Here is a 21,630-nt window from a genome sequence, read left to right on the forward strand (position 1 = left end):
TTTTTAAAAAGGAGACCTTCTATGAAAATTAATATTGAAGATATTTTTGACAGCAAAAAATTTGATAAGTTGTTTTTTTATGATAAAGAAGATCTAGGAGTGATGTGCCTTAGTGATGAAACAAGATTTAAGATATGGGCTCCAACAGCAGATCAGGTAATCTTAAAACTATATAAAAACCCACTAGATAAAGATTGCTTTAAAAAAATAAAAATGACAAAAGAAGATAAAGGAGTATGGTCTTCTAGACTAAAAGGATATAGTCATGGGATTTACTACACCTATGAAATTAATATTGGAAAATCAAGAAATGAAGTAGTAGATTCTTATGCAAAAGCGGTTGGTGTAAATGGGAAAAAAGGAATGATTATAGATTTGCAAAGTACTAACCCTAAGGGATGGCTGAATCACAAAAAGCCACCTTTTAAAAACATGACTGATGCAATAATATATGAAGCACATATTAGAGATATATCTATAAATAATTCATCTGGAATAAAAAACAAAGGGAAATTTTTAGGACTCTCAGAGCTAAATACTAAAAATAACGAAGGGGAGTCTACTGGAGCAGAACACCTAAAAGAGTTAGGAATAACTCATATTCATCTCCTTCCTGTATTTGATTTTTTGAGTATAGATGAAGAAAATTTGGATATTCCTCAATATAACTGGGGTTATGATCCCTTAAACTATAATTCTCTTGAAGGATCCTATTCTACAAATCCATATGATGGAGCTCTTAGAATAAAAGAATTTAAAGAAATGATAAAAACTTTACATGAAAATGGGATAAGGGTAGTTATGGATGTTGTTTATAATCATACAGGAAATACAAAGGACTCATATTTAAATTTAACAGTTCCAGATTATTATTATAGATTAGATGAAGATGGAAATTTTATAGATGAATCAGGATGCGGCAATTCTACTGCATCTGAAAGGTCTATGGTGAGAAAGTTTATTGTAGATTCTGTTGTTTATTTTGCAAGAGAATACAGTATTGATGGTTTTCGTTTTGACCTAATGGGGATACATGATATAAAGACAATGAAAGAAGTGAGGAAAAGACTGGATGAAATAGACTTTTCTATACTTGTATACGGAGAGGGGTGGGCGGCTAGCGAACTTTCTTTAGGACCTGAAAGGATGGCTGTAAAGGAAAACACATATAAACTTGATAAAATAGCAGCCTTTAATGATGACACAAGAGATGCAATAAAAGGTAGTTATAATGATGAAAGAGAAAAGGGTTTTGCAAGTGGAAAAAATAACTTAGAGGAAACTGTGAAATTTGGGATTGTAGGTGCTACCTTCCATAAACAAGTAGATTATTCTAAAATACTTTATTCCTCAAGACCTTGGGCAAACTCTCCAGCTCAGTGCATCAACTATGTAGCTTGCCATGATAACCATACTCTTTGGGATAAAATCAATCTTACAAACTGTGATGAAAGTGAATCAGAAAAAATAAAAATAAATAAACTCTGTGATGCTATAGTGCTCACGTCTCAAGGGATACCGTTTATACACAGTGGATCAGAATTATTAAGAACAAAGAATTTTGTAGAAAACAGCTATAAATCTCCAGACTCAGTCAATGAAATCGATTGGAGCAGAAAAACAAAATATAAAGAGGTGTTTGAGTATTATAAGGGGTTAATCGAAATTAGAAAAAAACACCCAGCATTTAGGATGACTGATTATAAGATGTTAAATAATAATCTGGAATTTCTTGATATGCCAAGCAAAAATATGGTTGGTTATATTTTGAAAAATAATGCAAACAAAGATATAAAAAAATATATTGCTATAATATTTAATGCATTAAAAAGCTCGAAAACAGTTAAATTACCTTATTCTGGATGGGAGATATATACAGATGAGCATAAAGCTTCAGCTTTTCCAATTGGAATAGTTGAAGGAAACACAGTGAGTGTTTCTCCAAGAAGTGCATTAATACTTATGAAAGATTAATTATGGCAATAGTAGAGGATAATAAGAATTGCACATGAAAAATTGGGTATAATTATCTAATATAAATTCTGGAAGATTTACTATATTTCAACTATTTATTAAGGAGATACTCTTATGAACAGTCAAAATAATTATTCGAATAAATATCTCAAAATATTTGTAAATATAATATTTCTTATTATTATGGTTTTAATTATATTTTTTATAGTTCCTAGGGCTTTGATTTTTTTTATGCCCTTCCTAATTGGATGGATAATTTCTATAATAGCTAATCCTCTTGTGAAATTTCTAGAAACCAAGGTGAATATTGTTAGAAAATTAAGCTCTGCTATAATAATAATCAGTGTATTAACTTTAATTATATTTAGTATATATTTTGCTTTCTCTAAGATTTATTCGGAGAGTGTAGAGTTTGTTTCAAATCTTCCTCAAATATATGAAAATCTTGAATCGGATATATTAAAAGTTCAGCAGAATCTTATAAGATTCTACGAAATACTTCCGCCACCTTTAAAGGATAACCTAATATTAGTAACAGAAAACCTAAGTGAATATATTGGAGAATTTATCCAAAACATGGGGATTCCAACTGTTGTAGCCGCAGGTAATATTGCCAAAAATCTTCCAAGTACTCTCCTTAATATAATAATTACTATACTAGCGGCATATTTTTTTATAGTGGATAGAGATAGACTAAATTCATTTATAAATGATATAACTCCAAATTATATACTTCATAGATACTACTTTATTTCTAAAAATCTAAAAGTGGTTTTAGGTGGATATTTTAAAGCACAGTTCCAATTAATGATAATAGTAGTTTTTATAGTTCTCATAGGTTTTTTGGTTTTAAGAGTAAATTATATTTTTATCTTAACAATACTCATTGCAGTACTTGATTTCTTGCCTTTATTTGGTTCAGGAATAATACTTATACCCTGGGCATTATTTAAGGCTTTGACATCGGATTATTTTACGGCTTTTGGACTTTTAATTATATATACAACTGTTCAGGTAACTAGACAAGTAATCCAGCCAAAGCTTATTGGAGATTCAATTGGATTAGATCCTCTTGTTACCCTTGTTCTTATGTATACCGGATTCAAATTTAGAGGTTTTTTAGGTATGCTCATTGCAATACCATTAGGTCTTATACTTTTCAATCTATATAGAGAAGGTGTATTTGATAAGGCTATTTCAGTTACTAAAGAGATGATAGAAGATATCAATAATTACAGACGCCTTTAGTAGATTAAAGAGATATAAAGGTTTATAATACAGGTATAGATTGTCAAATAGCTGGGAGACTGAACTTAGTAATGAAAAGATATATAAAAGTTATTTTTGCCGTTTTATTTTTTTTAATTATATTTTCTCAAATTTCCCTTGCTCAGGAAAGACCCTATATTATTTTGGGAGATAGAGAATATTTACCAAAATATCAGGATTATGCAAGAGGAATTGGAGAAATATATGGATATAACCCTGAGTTTTCATATCCTTTGGCTCAGTTTTCAGCCTATAGCTCTTCACAAAGCTATAGAAATCCAGTAGAGCTTAGAGAAGCAGAGCTAGTAGACTCTTCAAACAGATACTTTGGAGAAATATTATATAAAAATAATTTTGATGACATACAGTTAGTTCATCAGTATCAAACAGAAAGATTTGATATCGATGAGTTTTTGAAAAGCTATGGAGGGTTATGGAGATTTATAAGAAAAGGAAGTAGTGGCAGTATAGGCATTGATTCTCCTAAAATAAAAAACTTAGCAAAGGCTTCTACACAGGCAATAGTAGGATATAAATGGGTGAATGTAAATGGTGATACTGTAAGAGTAATCTCTATTACATTTAGAGGGACAGAAGGACTTAACAAACCAGAAGAAGTCCATGAGGACTGGCTCATAAATGCCATATCTGCAAAAGATAGCATGCATAAAGAGCTAGAAGATGTCAAGGTTCATAGAGGATATCTGGCATGTGTACAGGCTTTTCAAGAACTGGAAGAAAGTATATATCTAGGTAGTAAAACCTTAAGAGAAATTATAGATGAAGCAAAATACTCAAAAGATATTTTTATTTTAAATGGCCATAGCTCTGGTGGTGCAATGGCAGCAATTTATGGAGCTATGCTCGTTGATGAAAAAATAAACAATGTCCCAAGGGAAAACATAGCCGTATATAGCTTTGGAGCTCCCCCTTTTACAGATCAGACCTTTGAAAAAAGATATTTTTCTTCAGACAATATTACTAATATGTTGACTTTTCATAGAATTGTGGAAAGATATGATATAGTACCCTATAGTAATAGAGGGGTAAGGGCTTTTGATTATATTAGAGATGTTGTCGCAGGTTTCATATCTGAAAACAAATATTTAAATAAATCCAGACTACTTGCTTTTATTTTTAGGACCAATAATCCAGAGTTCAGGCAGATAGGTAACGAGCGAGTATATGATCAAGGAGTATTTATTGAAGAAGATAGTGATGTGGATTCTAAAAGATCTGCAATGGATAGAATATACTTTTTTATTGAAGAGGTAACAAGAAGAAAGCTAAAGCATCATACCATGTCGTGGTATATTTCTGTACTAAATCACGAGGCTATAAATCATCCACGGGGTGATTTGACACCTCCAAGGGTATATAGGGAGATTAAAAACTCAGAAATCACCCTTTTTTCTGATGAAGAAGTAAAGATATATTATTCCTTGGGAGATGGATATCCTAGTATAAGACCTTATGAATATGAAGGAGGATACAGAATAGTAAGTCCTCAAGGGAGTAGATTGACATATTTTGCAATTGACAAAAGTGGGAATATGAGTAAAGTGAGAAGTATAGATATTAGAAGAAATGATACTATAAATATTAGTGAGTAATTAATTATTTTTTGGAGGATTGACTATGGGGATTTTGATTATAAATATGTTGATGATAATAGCTTTAAGGATTTGTGATGTGTCCTTAGCCACTGTAAGAACTATACTTCTTACTAAAGGAATGTCTAAGGTTGCAGCAATGATTGGTTTTGTAGAGGTAATAGTATATATTAAAGTTCTAGGAAATGTTGTAAGCCAGCTAGACAACTGGTGGTATCTTATTGCTTATGCTATAGGTTTTTCTCTGGGAAACTTAATTGGATCTAGAGTTGAGAGACTTTTAGCATTTGGAGATGTCCAGATGAGACTTATAATTAATGATGAATCTAGATATATAATTGATGAGCTAAGAGCAAAAGGTTTTGGAATAACTATTTTCAGAGGAGAAGGTAAGGATGGAGAGAGATTAATGGTGCTTATCACTCTGAAGAGAAAGAGAGTTAACGAAGTATACGACTATCTACAGAAAAAAGAAATAAAAGCCTTCATTTCAGTAAATGATATAACTTCTCATTCTGGAGGGTACATGTCAACATCAATGATGAATCCGAATAACCGTGTGTAAAAAACCTTATATCTAAAATCATAATTAAAAAGAACCTTATCCATATTTTGTAAATTATGAGTAAGGTTCTTTCTTAACTTAGTATAAAGCTTTTATTGAATAGCTTCTAGTATCTTATTTAGATTCTCATTCATTTTTGAAATATATCCCATTCCAGACTGGATTTCTTCTTCTGTCATACCTTCTATTGTATAAAGCACATCAGTTTTTGCTCCGGTTTCACTGGCTATAGTCTGAGCAACCTTTTCATTTGCTAGCTCTTCAAAAAATATAACTTCTATATTTTTTTCCCTTACCAGCTCTATTATATTAGAAAGAACTCTAAGGCTAGGTTCCTGTTCAGCTGACATTCCAGATATTGAATAAAACTCTATTCCATAAGTATCTGAAATATATCCGTATGAGTTGTGAGATACTACAATAGGTTTTTTATTTTCTATATCTTTAAGAGCCGAATACTTTCTGTCAAGTTCATCTAGTTCATCTTTAAGTTCTTCGAAATTAGCTTTATAGTAATTTTCATTAGATGGAGCTATGCTTATGAGTGCATCAAGAAGTGCAGAGCTCATATCTATTGCTCTATTTGGGTCAAGCCAAACATGAGGGTCCATTAGACCGTGCTCATGATTATCTTCTCCATCGTGGTCGTGATTATGGTCGTGCCCATGACTATGATGATCATCTCCAAAAGGTAGAGGTCTGGCATATTCTCCTAGAGATATTACATTTCCTTGAGCAATGCTTCTTAAGTCATTTTCCCATGGTTCAAATTCTAGTCCGTTTAAAAATATTAAGTCTGCATTTTCCATATCAGCAAGCCCTCTAGCACTTATTTCAAAATGATGAGGATCTGCACCTGCTGGAATAATAAGCTCAAGGTCTATTCTTTCTCCGCCAATCCTTTGAGCAAAATCCCAAATAGGATAAAATGATGCATATACCTTTGGAACTTCATAATCAGATACTTCTTCAATGCTTTGGGGAGTATCTTCTACTTCAGTTTGATTATTTGTGCATCCGCCTATTATAAGAATAGAAAATGCAATGACAAATGTAAAATAAATAATTTTTTTCATATATTAACCTCCATTTTCGTAAATGCAATTTATTTGCAATAAGACTTTTTAACAGTATATCATTTATTTTTTCATTTATAAATAAAAAATATGAATTATTCTTCAAAAATAATGGTATTTAAATATTAAGAAGAAAAACTACTTTTGTAATAATTTTTTCGAGATTTCAACAAAATGAGTTTGAAAATCAGTACATAGGATAAGTATATAAAAACGAATATAATAAAATTATAAAAAAAATTTACCTTTTTCTTCCTTTAAATATTTACTTATAAATTTTAACAAGTATTGTTGGTAAGGGGGTAATGAAATGAATAAAAAAAACTACTTTAATATGTTAGATATAAATCCTTTACCATACAAAACAAAATTAGTTAAAGGATTAAAGGATGAATTTATATATCAATATGCAATTTTAAATGCAATTTTAGAAAATTCTCCTTTAGCAGTTTGGGCAGTAGATATGAATGACAATATAATATTTGTAAATTCAAAGATACTAAATGAACTAGAAGTAAGCTCTGTAGATGAGATTAGAGAAGATATCTTAGAGGAAATGACTAAATCAAAAGATTTTGTAGTAAGAAGTGACGAAATACTTCACTATTCCAAGAATTTTTTAATTGGAAAGGAAGAAATAAATTTAGATATTTTTAAGGTAAGACTTTCGGCACCAGATGAAAGATTAATTGGAATGCTAGGAATTGCAGTTTATTCAAAAGAAGATAAAGTAATGAAAGAAAAAATTGAATATCTAAGCCTTCATGATTCTCTTACTGGGCTTTACAACAGAGGTTATTTTGAAATGATGATAAAAGATCTTAATAAAAAGGAAAATCTTCCGATTAGTCTTCTAGTTGGGGATGTAAATGGTTTAAAGCTTACAAATGATGCTTTTGGCCATGAAGAAGGGGATAGGATACTCAAAGCTATAGCAAGAGTATTAAAAAACTCATCAAGAGATGATGATATAGTGGCTAGGCTTGGAGGAGATGAATTTGCCATAATTTTGCCAAAGACAAATGAAAAAGAAAGAGACATCGTAGAAAACAGAATAAAAGCAAAAATAAAAGCCTTAAAAAATTTCAAAGTAAAGCCAAGTATTTCTTTTGGAGGAATTACAAAAGATGTTCTTGCAGGAAACCTGATGAAAGAATTTTCAAAAGCTGAAGATAAAATGTATAAAGCAAAGTTACTTGAGGGAATCAAGCTCAAAGATACCATACTTGAGACATTGCAGGAATCCCTTGCGATAGCACACCAAGATAATAAAATTAAAGAATTTGTAGATATGAAACAGTTGATAAAAAAAATAGGAGCGAAATTAAAACTAAATGAAGAACAGATAAACTCTCTTATTTTATTAAGTGATTATAAGGATATAGGAAAACTCTCTATTCCTGAATCACTCCTTGAAAAAAAAGATACCCTTACTGAAGAAGACTGGAAAATATTAAAAAAACATCCAGAAGTAGGATATAGGATAGCGATAGCGACAAAAGGACTGTCATATATAGCTGAAGATATATTATATCATCATGAACACTATGATGGGAATGGATATCCTAGGGGTTTAAAGGGAGAAGAAATACCTTTAAACTCAAGAGTGATGGCCCTTATAGATGGATTTTACGCAATGATTAGTGAACGTCCCTACAGAAAAAAAATGACTTTTGATGAAGCTTTAGAAACTATTAGAAAAGAAAAAGGGAAAAAATATGACCCTAAAATTGTAGAGATATTTGAAGAGGTGGAGCAACAAATAGTTCAAAAAAAATCTTTGGGTTAGAAATATGAAATCTCCCCTAGGATTATATATTAAAGGTTGGGAATTACGATGTTTTTTGGTATAATGTAATTTGTCAAATATATAGTTAAGGTGGGATGTGCATTTGGAAAGTGAAAAAAGAAAAGCCATACTAAGGATAGCCGCTATGGTTGTTGTATTTATAGCTCTTGTTGCAGGTGCTATTTTTATAAATAGCTGGTGGATTAAAGCACCTTTTATTGTATTAGCAGCAGCTTTAGGTGCATTCTTAATAAGAATTTTTGTTTCATTAAAAAGAAAAAAGTATTATTTTGAAGGCAAGGTCTTGTCTATAACTCCTCCAAAGGGCAAGTTTGGAAAGTACGCTATTATAATGAAAAACGGAAAAATTTCAAAAAAACTATTCTCTCTTAGAAAGCTTTCTATGAAAACAGGAAATTATTATGGAGTTTATTTTGAAGAAAAGTCAAATGAAATAATCCAGTTTCAGCCAGTAAGAGTTCAGGTAATGAGACCTCAAAAAGGTCAAGGTGGGCCTAAATTAAGATAGCTATAATAACAAATAAAAAAACAAAGCTCGATTAATATTATGAGCTTTGTTTTTTATTTTAGCTTTATTCTATTGAGTGAAGTTTTTCAAGTACATCTTTTTCAAATTCTTTTAGTTTTTCTTGGGCAAGTTCTAAAGTATTTGCCTTCGAATATACATAAAGCTTTATTTTTGGCTCAGTCCCAGAAGGTCTTAAAGCATACCAGCATCCATCGTCAAATAAAAACTTTAATGCATCTGTTTTTTCGATATCGATTTTAGACTCTTTCCCGCTGGAAATATCAGTTGATATTTGAATCTCATAATCTATTTTTTTCATAAGATTAGAGCTTCCAATATTATTTGGATATTTTTCACGGTACTGCTCCATCATTCTTTTTATTCTCTTTTGTCCTTCTATTCCTTCAAGTACTAAAGAAATAGTGTTTTCTTGATAATAACCGTATTTTTCAAAAAGATCATTCAACACATCAATTAGTGTCTTGTTTTGAGCTTTATAAAATGCTGCGGCTTCTGCAAGCATAAGGGATGCTGATACTGCGTCTTTGTCTCTTACGAATGTTCCAATTGCATAACCTATACTTTCTTCATATCCCATAATGAAGTTTTTTTCTTTGGTTTTGTCATACTCATTAGGAAGGGCGCATATATTTTTAAAGCCTGTAAGAACATTTATCATTTCTACACCGTAGTCTTTTGCAATAGCTGTTCCCATGTCGCCTGTAACTATTGATTTTACAATAACTGGGTTTTCCGGAATTCTATTTTTTTCTTTTAAAGATGACAATATATAATTTATAAGGATTACTCCAGTTTGATTACCATTAAGAGGAGTTATTTTTCCGTTATGTCTTATCTGGACAGCAAGCCTATCGCAGTCTGGATCTGTTGCAATCAAAAGCTCTCCATCTACCTCGTCGGCTAGTTTTTCAGCATACTCAAATGCCTTTAAATCTTCAGGGTTTGGGTATTCTATAGTAGGGAATGTTCCATCTGGTTGTTCCTGTTCTTTGACTACAAATACATTTTCATATCCCATCTCAGAAAGAACTCTTCTTACAGGAATATTTCCAGCGCCATTAAGAGGTGTATATATTATTTTGATAGATTTATCAAGTTCTTTATCTCTTATAGAAACTCCCTTTACTTCATTAATATAGCTATCATCAACTTCTTTTCCTATATATTCAAGCAAGCCTTTTTTAAGAGCTTCATTTTCACCCATAATAGAAACTTCTGAAAAAGACTCAATTTTTGATATTTCTTCCAAAATCATATTTGCTATATCGGATTTAATTTGAGAGCCTTCCTGCCAATATGCTTTATAGCCATTATAATCTTTTGGATTATGGCTTGCTGTTATATTAACTCCAGCGCTGCAGTTATAGTATCTTACAGCGTAAGAAAGTTCAGGAGTTGGTCTTAAAGATTCAAAAAGATAGGCTTTAATTCCGTTTGCCGCCATTACAAGGGCCGTTTGTTTAGCAAATTCAGGAGAAAATAATCTACAGTCATAAGCGATTGCTATTCCTCTTTTTGCAAAGTCCTCTCCATGCTTATTTATTACGTTAGCAAAAGCCTGGGTAGCTCTAGCTATTACATACTCATTCATTCTATTTGTTCCTGCACCAATTTTTCCTCTAAGTCCAGCAGTACCAAACTCCAAATCCTGATAAAATCTATCTTCAATCTCAGATTTATTATCCTTTATCTCTTCTAACTCTTTTTTTGTTTTTTCGTCAATAAAAGAATCATTGACCCATTTTTCATAGTTTTTCATATAAAGTTCCATAAATTTAATCCCTCCTAAATTTAGCTGTTTAGAATAATATTACCCTATTTTAATATAAAAATGAACTAAAAATCTAGTTATGCTCGAAAGCCTTGTAGAGTATTTCTTTTCTTTAATTCCTTGTCTATTGAATTAAGAGTTCTTCTTTTGTCTCCAGTCCATAAAGGTTCATGTAGTAATTCCCTAGGACCATCTCCAGTTAATCTGTGTATTACCACTTCATTTGGTATGATTTCAAGGAGATCACACACCAATTTGACATATTCATCTTGAGATAAGAGAGGAAATGGATTTTCAAGATAATATTTATAAAGGTCTGTATTTTTTAATATATGAAGCATATGTATCTTTATACCCCAAATATTTTTTTTAGTCATCTGTCTTATAGTATTTTCAAAATCCAATTTAGTTTCTCCTGGAAGACTAAGAATTACATGACCAACAGTTCTAATTTGAGCATTATTTAGTAAATCTACTGCATTATCAAAATCTTTAGAAGAATATCCTCTTCTTATAAACTCACCTGTAGAGTCATTTGAAGTCTGTAGTCCAAGCTCTACCCAAAGAAATGTCTTTTTATTAAGGGTAGATAGATAATCAACTATTTCCTTGGATATGCAGTCTGGGCGCGTCGCAATGGCTAGACCAACAACGTTTTCAAACTCTAAGGCTTTTTCATATCTTTCTCTCAACCTCTCTATATCATCATAGGTATTTGAGAAATTTTGAAAATATGCTATATATTTACCATTAGGCCATTTGTTTTTAAGAAGGTTTATTTGCTCTTTCATTTGCTCATGAATATGGGTGCTTGAAAAACCAGCAAAATCTCCTGAGCCTCTTTCGCTACAAAATATACACCCCTTAGTATCTTTAGTGCCATCTCTGGTGGGGCAAGTAAAACCTCCATCGATAGAAAGCTTTATTATCTTTTCCCCAAATATTTTTTTTAATTCATAGTTCAAGCTATGGTATCTTTTATCATTCCACATAATAAAAACCTTTCTTTTTCAATCAAATTAATTTTAATACATTATATCAGAAAAAAAGACCATATTTAAAAGGTTTAATGGTATAAAAAAACACAAAATATTGTTATAATATAAATTAAGATGACAGAATATTTAGAAAAGAGGTGGACTATGTATAAGGCAGGAATACTGACAGCTAGTGACAAAGGCTCTAAAGGTGAAAGACAGGATGAAAGTGGAAAAGTAATCGAAGAGATACTTTTAAAATCGGGATTCGATGTTACCGTAAAGGTTATAGTTCCCGATGAAAAGGAGCAAATAAAAGAAGCTCTCTACAATATGATAAATAATAAAGTCAACCTTATAATCACAACTGGAGGTACTGGGTTTTCTAAAAGAGATGTGACTCCAGAAGCTACTGAAGAGATTATTGAAAGAAAGACTCCAGGAATTTCGGAAGCAATAAGATATAATAGTCTAAATATAACTAAAAGAGCTATGCTATCACGAGCTACATCGGGAATCAAAGATGATAGCTTGATTATAAATATGCCTGGAAGTCCTAAAGCAGTTCGTGAAAGTCTTGAATTTGTAATAGATACGCTTTATCACGGCTTAGATATTCTTTTGGGTAAAAGCTCAGAATGTGCAAGGAAATAATTATCCATATATTAAAATATATAAATATGATATTTCCAATTGTATGTTTATGAATATTGTTTTAAAATGAAAGAAATATTAATATTCTATAATATCGGAAAATTTACAAATATTAGAATTTTTAAATTTATTGGCTTGCTAGGGGGCATTAAAATGGATTTTTTTAACACTTTGACGTATAAAGAGGTTTTAGAGCTTATTGAAAAGAAATATAGTGATATATGTATTGAATCTGAAGATATCAATATTTTAGATTCATTAGGAAGAGTACTTTCCGAAGATATAATCTCTCCAGAGGATTTGCCACATTTTAACAGATCTACAGTAGATGGATATAGCGTGATTTCAAATGATACCTTTGGGGCATCAGAGGCTATACCATCCATTCATAAAATAGTAGAAAAAATTGAAATGGGGAAAAAATCCAAAATGAGCTTATCATCTGGGGAGGCAGCTTATATTCCTACAGGTGCAATGGTCCCTAAAAATTCTGATGCTGTAGTAATGATTGAGCACTCAGAGCTGTTATCTGAAGATGAAGTAGCTTTATATAAAGGGGTTGCTCATCTAGAAAATATAATTAAAGCTGGGGATGATATCTCAAAAGGAGCTAAAATAATACAAAAAGGAAAAAAAATAAGACCACAGGAAATAGCAATTCTTGCATCTGTTGGAATAGATAAAGTGAAGGTTAGAAAAAAAATAAAATGCACTATAATCTCTACAGGGGATGAGCTTATAGATATAAATGAAAAAATAGAAGAAGGAAAGATAAGAGATATAAATACCTATGCCATAGAGGCTATGCTAAAAGACTGTGGCTGTGAAGTAATGTCCAAAGTAGTTTTAAAAGACACCAAATCTCTCTTTGAAAAGACCCTTAAAGAGGCTATAAGTAAAAGTGATTTGGTGTTAATATCTGGAGGTAGCTCAGTAGGAGACAGAGATCATACATACGATGTAATCAAATCTATGGGGGAAGTATTTGTTCATGGGATTTCAATAAAACCTGGGAAACCTACTATACTAGGAGTATCTGAAAAAACCGCAATAGTAGGATTGCCGGGACACCCTGGAGCAGCTATAAGCGTATTTGAAGTAGTAGTAAAAGCCATAATTAACAAATTAGAAAAATGTAGTGCAAAAAAACGTGTAGGAGTTTACAAAATTTCTACAAATGTCCACTCAGCTCCTGGAAAGCATACCATACAGCTTGTAAAAATCGAAAAAGAAAGGGCAATTCCCATATTGGGGAAATCTTCTATGATAAGCTGTCTTTCTGAAGCAGATGGATATATAGAAATTCCTATGGATAGCGAAGGATTGTACAAAGAACAAGAAGTGAATGTCAACTTTTTTTAAGGAGGACAAAATGACAAAAAATCAGAGAAATATCTATATAGGAAACTCAGACCCTTCTATAGCACTTGAAACTTATAAATCCATACTAAAACTACTACCCTCTTCTGAAAAGGTAGATATCAAAGAAGCACTAGATAGGATAAGTTTTTGCCCTATATATAGCAAAAAATCTTCCCCGTATTACCATGCAGCGGCAATGGACGGAATAGCCTTAAACCATAAAATTACAAAAGGGGCTTCTGAAGTAAACCCTATAGTTTTGAAAAAATCAGTAGACTTTGACTATGTAAATACTGGAAATCCTATCAAAGCCCCTTATGATAGCGTGATTATGATAGAAGACGTAATAGAGTCAGACGATGAACATATATCTATAATCTCACCCTCTAAGCCTTTCGATCACATTAGGCCAGTTGGGGAAGATATAGTTGCAAATGAAATGATAATTCCATCTGCTAAACGCATAAATCCATTTGATATGGCATCTATGATTCAGGGAGGAGTCCAAGAAATAGAAGTAGTAAAAAAACCTAAAATCTCAATAATACCAACAGGTAAGGAAATAATATCAAATCCACAGGAAATAGGAAAAGGAAAAATAATGGACTCAAATTCCATACTTTTTTCGGCATTAATTACAAAACTTGGGGGAAACCCTCTAATTAAAAATATAATAAGAGATGATTTGCAAGAATTGAAAAATACGATAATAGAAGCTTCTCAAAGTTCAGATATTGTAATTGTAAATGCAGGCTCATCTGCTGGAACTGAAGATTATACTTTAAAGGCAATTGAGTCAGTAGGGGAGGTACATTGTCATGGCGTAGCTCTAAAACCTGGCAAACCCACTATACTAGGAATAATAAATCAAAAACCAGTAATTGGAATACCTGGATACCCAGTCTCTGCATTTGTAGCCTTCGATGAATTTGTAAGACCTCTATTAGAAAGTTTGCTAAATATAGAGTCTCAAAAAATAAAATACATAGAAGGAATACTAAGCAAGAGGATCACTTCATCACTAAAGCATAAAGAAATTGTAAGAGTTCAGGTGGGTAGAGTAGATGACAAGACCATAGTTACCCCTTTACAAAGGGGAGCTGGAATCACAATGAGCCTTGTAAAAGCAGATGGGATTATTGAAGTTCCAAGAAATGTAGAAGGAATAGAAAAAGGCCAAGTTGTCAAGGTAAGGCTTTTGAAGGATTTGGGGGATATAGACAGAAAAATAGTATCAATAGGAAGTCATGACTTGATAATGGATATTTTATCTGACATGATTCCACTTTCCTCAAATAATTCAGGAAGTCTTGGCGGCATATTGTCCCTAAAAACAAATGAATGTCATATAGCGCCAAGTCATCTTTTAGATGAAGAGACAGGTTTATACAACATAAGCTACCTAAATAAATATCTAGGAGAGGACTGGGCAGTTTTAAAATCCATAAAAAGACTTCAAGGCCTTATAGTAAAAAAAGGAAACCCTAAAAATATAACCGAAATAAAAGATTTGACAAGGGAGGATATAAAGTTTGTAAATAGGCAAAGAGGCGCTGGTACTAGAGTACTCCTGGATTATAAACTAAAGGATTTGAATATAAATAAAAGCTCTATATATGGATATGAAAGAGAACTTACAACTCATATGGCGGTAGCAGCAGAGGTGTTGGAAGATGGAGCAGATGTTGCTATGGGAGTATATTCTGCGGCGAAGGCCATGGATCTTGACTTTATAGAAATTGGATATGAAGAGTATGACTTTGTAATGAAAAAATATTTTATTGAGGATTATAGATTCAGTGAGATACTAAAGGCTATATCCTCCAAAGATTTTAAAGAAAAGCTAGAAAAGCTTGGTGGATATAAAGTTGATGAACCGAAGATAATAAGGTCAGGTGATTACGATGATTGACCAGTACAATAGAGATATAAGCTATTTGAGAATATCTGTAACAGATCTTTGTAATTTGAGGTGCAGATACTGCATATCCGATAATTTTGAGAAAAAAAGTCATGCCGAAATATTAAGACTTGAAGAAATAGAAAATATCTGTAAAGTCGCAGCAGAAAATGGAATCACCAAGATACGACTAACAGGCGGAGAGCCTCTTTTAAGAAAAGGAATAATTAATCTTGTAGAAAAAATAAAAAACATAGACAAAATAAAAGAGATAGCTATCACGACAAATGCAGTATTGCTTGAAAGTATGGCAAAAGATCTTAAATCTGCTGGGGCAGATAGACTGAATATAAGTCTTGATTCCATGGAGGAAAAGACATTTTCTATGATTACAAGAGGTGCTAAACTCATTGACGTCCAACGAGGAATAGAAAGCGCGATTTCTGCTGGATTTGAAGGAATAAAAATAAATACAGTTCTTCTAAAAGGTATTAATGACAACGAGATTCCAGAATTTGTAGGACTTAGTAAATATGGATTTGAAGTTAGATTTATTGAACTAATGCCTATAGGAAATACAGCTAGCTATGCGAAGAAACATTTTATGTCTGCACAGGAAGTTTTAAACCTTTGCCCATCTCTTATAGAGGAAGAAAGCTATGATTATTCTTCTCCTGCAAAATACTATAAGATACCTGGTCATAAATATAAAGTAGGTCTTATAAGACCTATCTCATGTAATTTCTGTGAAGCCTGTAATAGAATTCGTCTTACAGCTGATGGAAAATTAAAGCCCTGTCTTCACTCCAATCAAGAAATTGATGTAAAGGGAGTTTCCAACGATATGAAGGCTATCGATAAAAAGATGAAATCTGCAATAATATCAAAACCTAAGAAACATAACCTTGAAAACATGGAGTATATAATAAGAGGAATGTCTAAGATAGGAGGATGATACATGCTCACCCATATTAAAGAAAATGTTGGTGCTGTGATGGTTGATGTTGGAGAGAAAAAAGAGACCACAAGAGAGGCAATTGCTGAGGCAGAAATATTCGTAGGAAAAGAGATAATAAAAGCAATAAAAGAGTATAAGGTTAAAAAAGGGGATGTAATCGCTGTAGCCCAGGTTGCTGGTATAATGGCTAGCAAAAAGACATGGGATTTGATTCCGATGTGCCACAACATAAATCTTAGCGGATGCGAAATAGATTTTGAAACAAAAGATGAATCCATAAAGATTTACTCTATAGTAAGATGTCAAGGAAAAACTGGAGTAGAGATGGAAGCCCTTACTTCTGTATCGATAGCAGCACTTACAATATATGACATGGTAAAATCCATATCTAAAGATATGGAAATAAAATATATTAGGCTCAATGAAAAAAAGGGTGGAAAAAGCGGTCACTATCAAAGAGGGGAGTTATAATATGGCTAAAGTAATTGCAATAAACATAAGTGAAAAAAAAGGAACTATCAAAAAGCCAGTTTCAAAAGGACTCTTTATAGAAAATCATGGGCTTGAGGGAGATGCTCATGCCGGTCCAGGACACAGGCAGATTAGTCTTTTAGGACAAGAAAGCATAGAGAAAATGAAATCAAAGGGACTTGAAGGCTTATGCACAGGAAAATTTGCTGAAAACCTCACCACTGAAGGTATAATACTATATGAGATTCCTGTAGGTACAAAAATAGAAATAGGAGAAACAATACAAGAAGTCACTCAAATTGGAAAAGAATGTCATGGAGGATGTGAAATAAAAAGATTAACTGGGGAATGTGTAATGCCCAAAGAAGGAATTTTCACCAAAGTATTAAAAACTGGAATAATAAGACCAGGTGATGAAATTAAGATTATTTAAATGTCATTAAAATAATGATGTCAAAATAAAAAAGGCATCATTATTTTTTTATGAACTTAAAATGAATTACACTAAAACTTATTATTGTCAAGCATTCATTTAATTCCTTCTTTTTCTATGATATAATAACAAGGTTAATGAAATTTTGGGAGGAATAGTAATGAATAATATATACGATGGATTACTGGAAATACTTGATGAAAAAGATATAAGAAAAGATGAGATTATGAGATGCCATACATCTTTTAAAATAGGTGGTACAGCAGATTTTGTAGTAACTCCAAGAACAGAAAAAGATATAAAAAAAATAGTTGTGTTTGCCAAAGAAATGAATATACCTTTATTTATAATGGGAAATGGAAGCAATCTTCTAGTAAGAGATAAGGGAATTAGAGGAATCGTAATGAAAATATCAGATAATTTCTCTGAGTTTTCTATAGAAGGAAATCTAGTAACAGCACAAAGTGGAATACTTATGTCTACTATATCAAAGCATATACTAAAAGCTTCATTAAAAGGGTTTGAGTTTGGCTCAGGAATTCCAGGAACTATTGGAGGAGCTGTAACTATGAATGCTGGGGCGTATGATGGAGAAATAAAAGATGTAATCACTTCAGTTAGGGTTATGGATCTTGATGGAAACATCTTTGACTTCACCAATGAAGAGATGAATTTTGGATATAGAAAAAGTCTAGTTACAGAAAAAAAACTTATAGTTATATCAGTTACCATGAATCTACCAAAGGGTAATTATAGTGAAATCAAAGCAAAGATAGATGACTTTACTGAAAGAAGAACTACTAAGCAACCCCTAAAAGCTCTAAGTGCAGGCTCAACCTTTAAAAGACCAGAAGGAAACTTTGCAGGAAAGCTGATTCAAGAGGCAGGTCTCAAGGGTATAATAATGAAAGAAGCTGCAGTATCAGACCTTCACAGCGGTTTCGTAATAAACCTTGGGAAAGCAAGCTGCGAAAACATACTTGAATTAATTGAATTTATTAAGGCTACAGTTTATTCAAAGTTTCAAGTAATGCTTGAAGAAGAGGTGAAAATAGTAGGAGAGGAATAACATGAAAATATTTGCAGATTATCATACTCATACAATATATAGCGATGGAAAAGGAACAATAGAAGAAAATGTAAAGGCTGCAATAGCAAAGAATCTAGAAATCATAGGAATATCTGATCATGGATACAAACATATGGGTTTTGGAGTAAAACACCATTTGTTTGAAAAAATGAGATATGAAGTTGATTTGCTTTCTGAAAAATATCCTCAGATTAAGATTATGCTGGGTGTAGAATGTAATATTTTAGATGATAGAGGAAATATAGATATAGATGACAAAATCTTGAAATATTTTGATTATCTTATGGCGGGCTATCACTTTGGCTCGGCTCCCACCAAATGGGTAAGAGGTATAAGAAATCACTTTAATAACTATGTTAGAACCTTCAATAAATTTGAAAAAGACTACAATACAAGGGCACTTGTTAACGCCATGAAAAACAACGATATATTCATATTGACGCACCCAGGAGATAAGGGTGAAGTGGATATTATGGAGGTAGCAGAAGCTTCCATAGAAACAAATACCTTGCTTGAGATTAATGCTCACCATAAAAATTTAACAATTGACCAGCTTCTAAAAATCAAGACTCTGGATGTCAAGTATGTACTTGGTTCAGACTCCCATACTCCTGAAAATGTAGGAAATTTTGATTTGGCAATCCAAAGAGCATTAGAGGCAGAAATCGACTTTTCGAGGATATACAATGCAAGGAGATGATAAATCTTGAAAATAGTAATAGTTACAGGCTTATCAGGTTCGGGAAAAAGTGAGGCTATGAAAGTGATGGAAGATATGGATTTTTATTGTGTAGACAATCTTCCACCAGCACTTATTCCAAAATTTGTAGAGGTATGCTCTCAGTCCCAAGGAATGATAGAAAAAGTAGCTTTAGGGATAGATATAAGGGGCTACCAGTTTTTCAAGGATCTTGATATCAGTTTGAAATACATGGAAAAGCAGGAATACAAGTTTGATATACTATTTCTTGAAGCAGATAGTAATGTTCTTGTAAGAAGATATAAGATGACAAGAAGAAAACATCCACTATCTTCTGAGGACAATATACTTCCAGGTATCGAAAAAGAAAAAGATATGCTAAAACTTTTAAGAAAAGAAGCAAACCATATAATAGACACGACAAATATGAGCCCAAGGGAGCTAAAAGATGAGGTTATCAATCTATACAACGAAGGCAATGGAAAAAGCAATCTAATAATTTCAGTGATGTCCTTTGGATTCAAGCATGGGATTCCCTTAGATGCTGATCTTGTTTTTGATGTGAGATTTATGCCAAACCCATATTATATACCTGAGCTTAAAGAAAAAACCGGAGACAATCTAGAAGTCAGGGACTATGTCATGAACTCCAATGAAAGTCAAGAATTTAAAGAAAAATTAGAAGATATGATTGATTTTTTAGTGCCTAATTATATCAAAGAAGGAAAAAACCATATAGTTATAGCTATAGGGTGTACAGGGGGAAGGCATAGATCAGTTACTATTACTAATCTTCTCTATGAATATCTGAAATCTAAAGGCTATAGAGTATTAAAAAAACATAGAGATTATACTCTAAAATAAAAATCATAAAAAAGTTTTTTAGGTGAAAAATAAGTAGATAAATGGGTGGTTATAGTGAAAGTTAATATATCAATAATAGGGGGAGGAAACGGGCAATCAAATCTCCTTAGGGGACTTAAAAAATATGATGTAGATCTCACTGCTATTGTCACGATGGCAGATGATGGTGGTGGCTCTGGAGTACTGAGAACTGAAACTGGCATGCTTCCTCCTGGAGACATAAGAAACTGCATAGTTGCTCTTTCTGAAGCAGAGCCAGCTATGGAAGTACTTATGCAACATAGATTTAAAGAAGGCAGGTTAAAAGACCAAAGTTTTGGAAATCTGTTTCTTGCGGCTTTAAATGAGATTCACGGAGATTTTGAAATAGCCATCTCAAAGATTTGTGAGATTCTAGCTGTAAAGGGAAGAGTTTTGCCAGTAACTTTAGATGATGTTCGTCTTGAAGCTCTTCTTGAAAATGGAGATAAAGCAGAAGGCGAATGCAATATTTCCAAAATATGTATAGAAAAAAATACTAAAATAAAGGAAATTAATCTTATTCCTAAAAATGTAAAGCCTTTTAAAGAAGTACTTGAGCAACTTGAAAAATCTCAAATAATAATCATGGGACCAGGGAGTCTTTATACAAGCATAATCCCAAATATATTGACTCAGGGGATTGCAAAATGCATTTCTGAGACTTCATCTCCTAAGGTTTATGTAGCGAATATAATGTCTGAACATGGAGAAACAGATGGAATGAATATAGTTGACCATGTAAAGGCTATATATAAACATTCTGCTCAAGATATTTTAAATTATGTAATAGTAAATAAAGAAAAAATTCCAGGTTCTATTTTAAAAAGATATAAAGAACAGGGACAATATCCATTATATATTGATAAGGCTCAAAAAAATGAGCTAAATGCAATGGGAATCAAGGTGATTGAGTCTGACCTAGTAAAAATAAAAAATGGATATATTATTCATGATAGTGATAAAATAGCTGCTACGATATTTAATATAGAGGATATATTTACTACTAAAATATATAAAATTTCTAAAAATAAATAAAAACTTGTAAAAACTAAAGGGTTTTATTTTTATTTATAGAATGATATAGTATTAAACAAAAATTAAGGAGCTCAATATAGTTTTTTAGTTAGTTCCTACAATTTCATAAGGAGTGAGGGGCAGCATGAGAGAAGAAATCAGTTCCGGTGGAGTAGTCGTTTTTGGAAACGCCATCCTTCTCCTCAAAAAATATAATGGCGACTGGGTATTACCAAAAGGGAAAGTTGAAAAAGGTGAAATGAAAGACGAAGCAGCCCTAAGAGAAGTAATGGAAGAGAGTGGAATTAAAGCTGAGATTATAAGATATCTTGGTGAAATCCATTATACTTACAAGGAAAACTGGGATGACAATAGAAGAGTCCACAAAACAGTTTTTTGGTATCTTATGAGCTCAAGGACTATGGAAACGGTGCCTCAAAGAGAAGAAGGCTTTATAGAAGCCAAATTCATTCATATAGATAGGGTACTTGATATAGCGAAATACGATGATGAGAAGGAAATAATAAAGGTAGCATTACAAGAAGTAAAAAAGAAACTGTAGATAATAAAAAGGTGATT

Annotated in this window: 20 protein-coding genes; 17 read left to right on the forward strand and 3 right to left on the reverse strand. The window is 32.2% G+C overall.

Features of this window, described 5'->3' with window-relative positions; genetic code table 11:
- The first annotated feature begins 21 nt into the window (after positions 1-21).
- From pulA to J2Z35_RS02995, 4 genes are all read left to right on the forward strand, one after another.
- Positions 22-1,974 carry a type I pullulanase gene (gene pulA / locus J2Z35_RS02980; protein ID WP_209659190.1) on the forward strand — a complete coding sequence of 651 codons (1,953 nt, stop codon included), beginning with the start codon at positions 22-24 and terminating at the stop codon, positions 1,972-1,974.
- 114 nt (positions 1,975-2,088) lie between these two features.
- A complete protein-coding gene (gene ytvI / locus J2Z35_RS02985; protein ID WP_209659192.1) occupies positions 2,089-3,222 on the forward strand; it encodes a sporulation integral membrane protein YtvI in 1,134 nt (377 codons plus the stop codon).
- 164 nt (positions 3,223-3,386) lie between these two features.
- Positions 3,387-4,856 carry a lipase family protein gene (locus J2Z35_RS02990; protein ID WP_209659194.1) on the forward strand — a complete coding sequence of 490 codons (1,470 nt, stop codon included), beginning with the start codon at positions 3,387-3,389 and terminating at the stop codon, positions 4,854-4,856.
- Positions 4,857-4,881: 25 nt separating this feature from the next.
- A complete protein-coding gene (locus tag J2Z35_RS02995) occupies positions 4,882-5,421 on the forward strand; it encodes a DUF2179 domain-containing protein (protein WP_209659196.1) in 540 nt (179 codons plus the stop codon).
- Between the two features lie 92 nt (positions 5,422-5,513).
- Here J2Z35_RS02995 and J2Z35_RS03000 read toward each other — a convergent pair whose 3' ends face one another.
- The gene (locus tag J2Z35_RS03000; RefSeq protein ID WP_209659198.1) at positions 5,514-6,497 is read right to left on the reverse strand and encodes a metal ABC transporter substrate-binding protein; all 984 of its coding nucleotides are present in this window, start codon (positions 6,495-6,497) and stop codon (positions 5,514-5,516) included.
- Between the two features lie 310 nt (positions 6,498-6,807).
- On the opposite strand from J2Z35_RS03000, the gene J2Z35_RS03005 reads away from it, so the two are divergent.
- Positions 6,808-8,286 (forward strand): bifunctional diguanylate cyclase/phosphohydrolase, encoded by a 1,479-nt coding sequence (locus tag J2Z35_RS03005; RefSeq protein WP_209659200.1) that lies wholly within the window; start codon positions 6,808-6,810, stop codon positions 8,284-8,286.
- A 103-nt stretch (positions 8,287-8,389) separates the two neighbouring features.
- Positions 8,390-8,815, forward strand: coding sequence for a hypothetical protein (locus J2Z35_RS03010; RefSeq protein ID WP_209659202.1), 426 nt, complete (start codon positions 8,390-8,392; stop codon positions 8,813-8,815).
- A gap of 64 nt (positions 8,816-8,879) precedes the next feature.
- Here the strand turns inward: J2Z35_RS03010 and J2Z35_RS03015 are convergent, their stop codons facing one another.
- Together J2Z35_RS03015 and J2Z35_RS03020 are read right to left on the reverse strand one after the other, a co-directional pair.
- Positions 8,880-10,607: a phospho-sugar mutase gene (locus J2Z35_RS03015; RefSeq protein WP_209659204.1), complete on the reverse strand. Its 1,728-nt coding sequence runs from the start codon at positions 10,605-10,607 to the stop codon at positions 8,880-8,882.
- Positions 10,608-10,684: 77 nt separating this feature from the next.
- Entirely contained in the window at positions 10,685-11,599 is a 915-nt protein-coding gene (locus J2Z35_RS03020) for a TIGR01212 family radical SAM protein (RefSeq protein ID WP_245330729.1), read from the reverse strand.
- Between the two features lie 150 nt (positions 11,600-11,749).
- Between J2Z35_RS03020 and J2Z35_RS03025 the strand changes: the two genes are divergently transcribed.
- From J2Z35_RS03025 to J2Z35_RS03075, 11 genes are all read left to right on the forward strand, one after another.
- Positions 11,750-12,238, forward strand: coding sequence for a MogA/MoaB family molybdenum cofactor biosynthesis protein (locus tag J2Z35_RS03025; protein WP_209659206.1), 489 nt, complete (start codon positions 11,750-11,752; stop codon positions 12,236-12,238).
- Positions 12,239-12,391: 153 nt separating this feature from the next.
- A complete protein-coding gene (locus J2Z35_RS03030) occupies positions 12,392-13,600 on the forward strand; it encodes a molybdopterin molybdotransferase MoeA (protein ID WP_209659207.1) in 1,209 nt (402 codons plus the stop codon).
- Between the two features lie 10 nt (positions 13,601-13,610).
- Complete coding sequence (locus J2Z35_RS03035; protein WP_209659209.1) at positions 13,611-15,512, forward strand: molybdopterin biosynthesis protein; 1,902 nt, start codon at positions 13,611-13,613, stop codon at positions 15,510-15,512.
- Positions 15,505-16,455 carry a GTP 3',8-cyclase MoaA gene (moaA, locus tag J2Z35_RS03040; RefSeq protein ID WP_209659211.1) on the forward strand — a complete coding sequence of 317 codons (951 nt, stop codon included), beginning with the start codon at positions 15,505-15,507 and terminating at the stop codon, positions 16,453-16,455. The genes J2Z35_RS03035 and moaA overlap by 8 nt, the downstream gene beginning before the upstream one ends.
- Positions 16,456-16,458: 3 nt before the next feature.
- Positions 16,459-16,929: a cyclic pyranopterin monophosphate synthase MoaC gene (gene moaC, locus J2Z35_RS03045; RefSeq protein WP_209659213.1), complete on the forward strand. Its 471-nt coding sequence runs from the start codon at positions 16,459-16,461 to the stop codon at positions 16,927-16,929.
- A 1-nt stretch (position 16,930) separates the two neighbouring features.
- Positions 16,931-17,362 (forward strand): MOSC domain-containing protein, encoded by a 432-nt coding sequence (locus tag J2Z35_RS03050; RefSeq protein WP_209659215.1) that lies wholly within the window; start codon positions 16,931-16,933, stop codon positions 17,360-17,362.
- Positions 17,363-17,522: 160 nt separating this feature from the next.
- On the forward strand, positions 17,523-18,431 hold the full coding sequence (murB, locus tag J2Z35_RS03055; RefSeq protein ID WP_209659217.1) for a UDP-N-acetylmuramate dehydrogenase: 909 nt from the start codon (positions 17,523-17,525) through the stop codon (positions 18,429-18,431).
- Between the two features lies 1 nt (position 18,432).
- On the forward strand, positions 18,433-19,152 hold the full coding sequence (locus J2Z35_RS03060) for a PHP domain-containing protein (RefSeq protein ID WP_209659219.1): 720 nt from the start codon (positions 18,433-18,435) through the stop codon (positions 19,150-19,152).
- Between the two features lie 6 nt (positions 19,153-19,158).
- Positions 19,159-20,016 (forward strand): RNase adapter RapZ, encoded by an 858-nt coding sequence (gene rapZ, locus J2Z35_RS03065; RefSeq protein WP_209659222.1) that lies wholly within the window; start codon positions 19,159-19,161, stop codon positions 20,014-20,016.
- Positions 20,017-20,070: 54 nt separating this feature from the next.
- Positions 20,071-21,072, forward strand: a complete 1,002-nt coding sequence (locus J2Z35_RS03070; protein WP_209659224.1) for a gluconeogenesis factor YvcK family protein — start codon at positions 20,071-20,073, stop codon at positions 21,070-21,072.
- A 124-nt stretch (positions 21,073-21,196) separates the two neighbouring features.
- Entirely contained in the window at positions 21,197-21,613 is a 417-nt protein-coding gene (locus J2Z35_RS03075) for an NUDIX hydrolase (RefSeq protein ID WP_209659225.1), read from the forward strand.
- Positions 21,614-21,630 lie beyond the last annotated feature (17 nt).

Source organism: Acetoanaerobium pronyense (assembly GCF_017874355.1).
In the GTDB taxonomy this organism is placed as follows: domain Bacteria; phylum Bacillota; class Clostridia; order Peptostreptococcales; family Filifactoraceae; genus Acetoanaerobium; species Acetoanaerobium pronyense.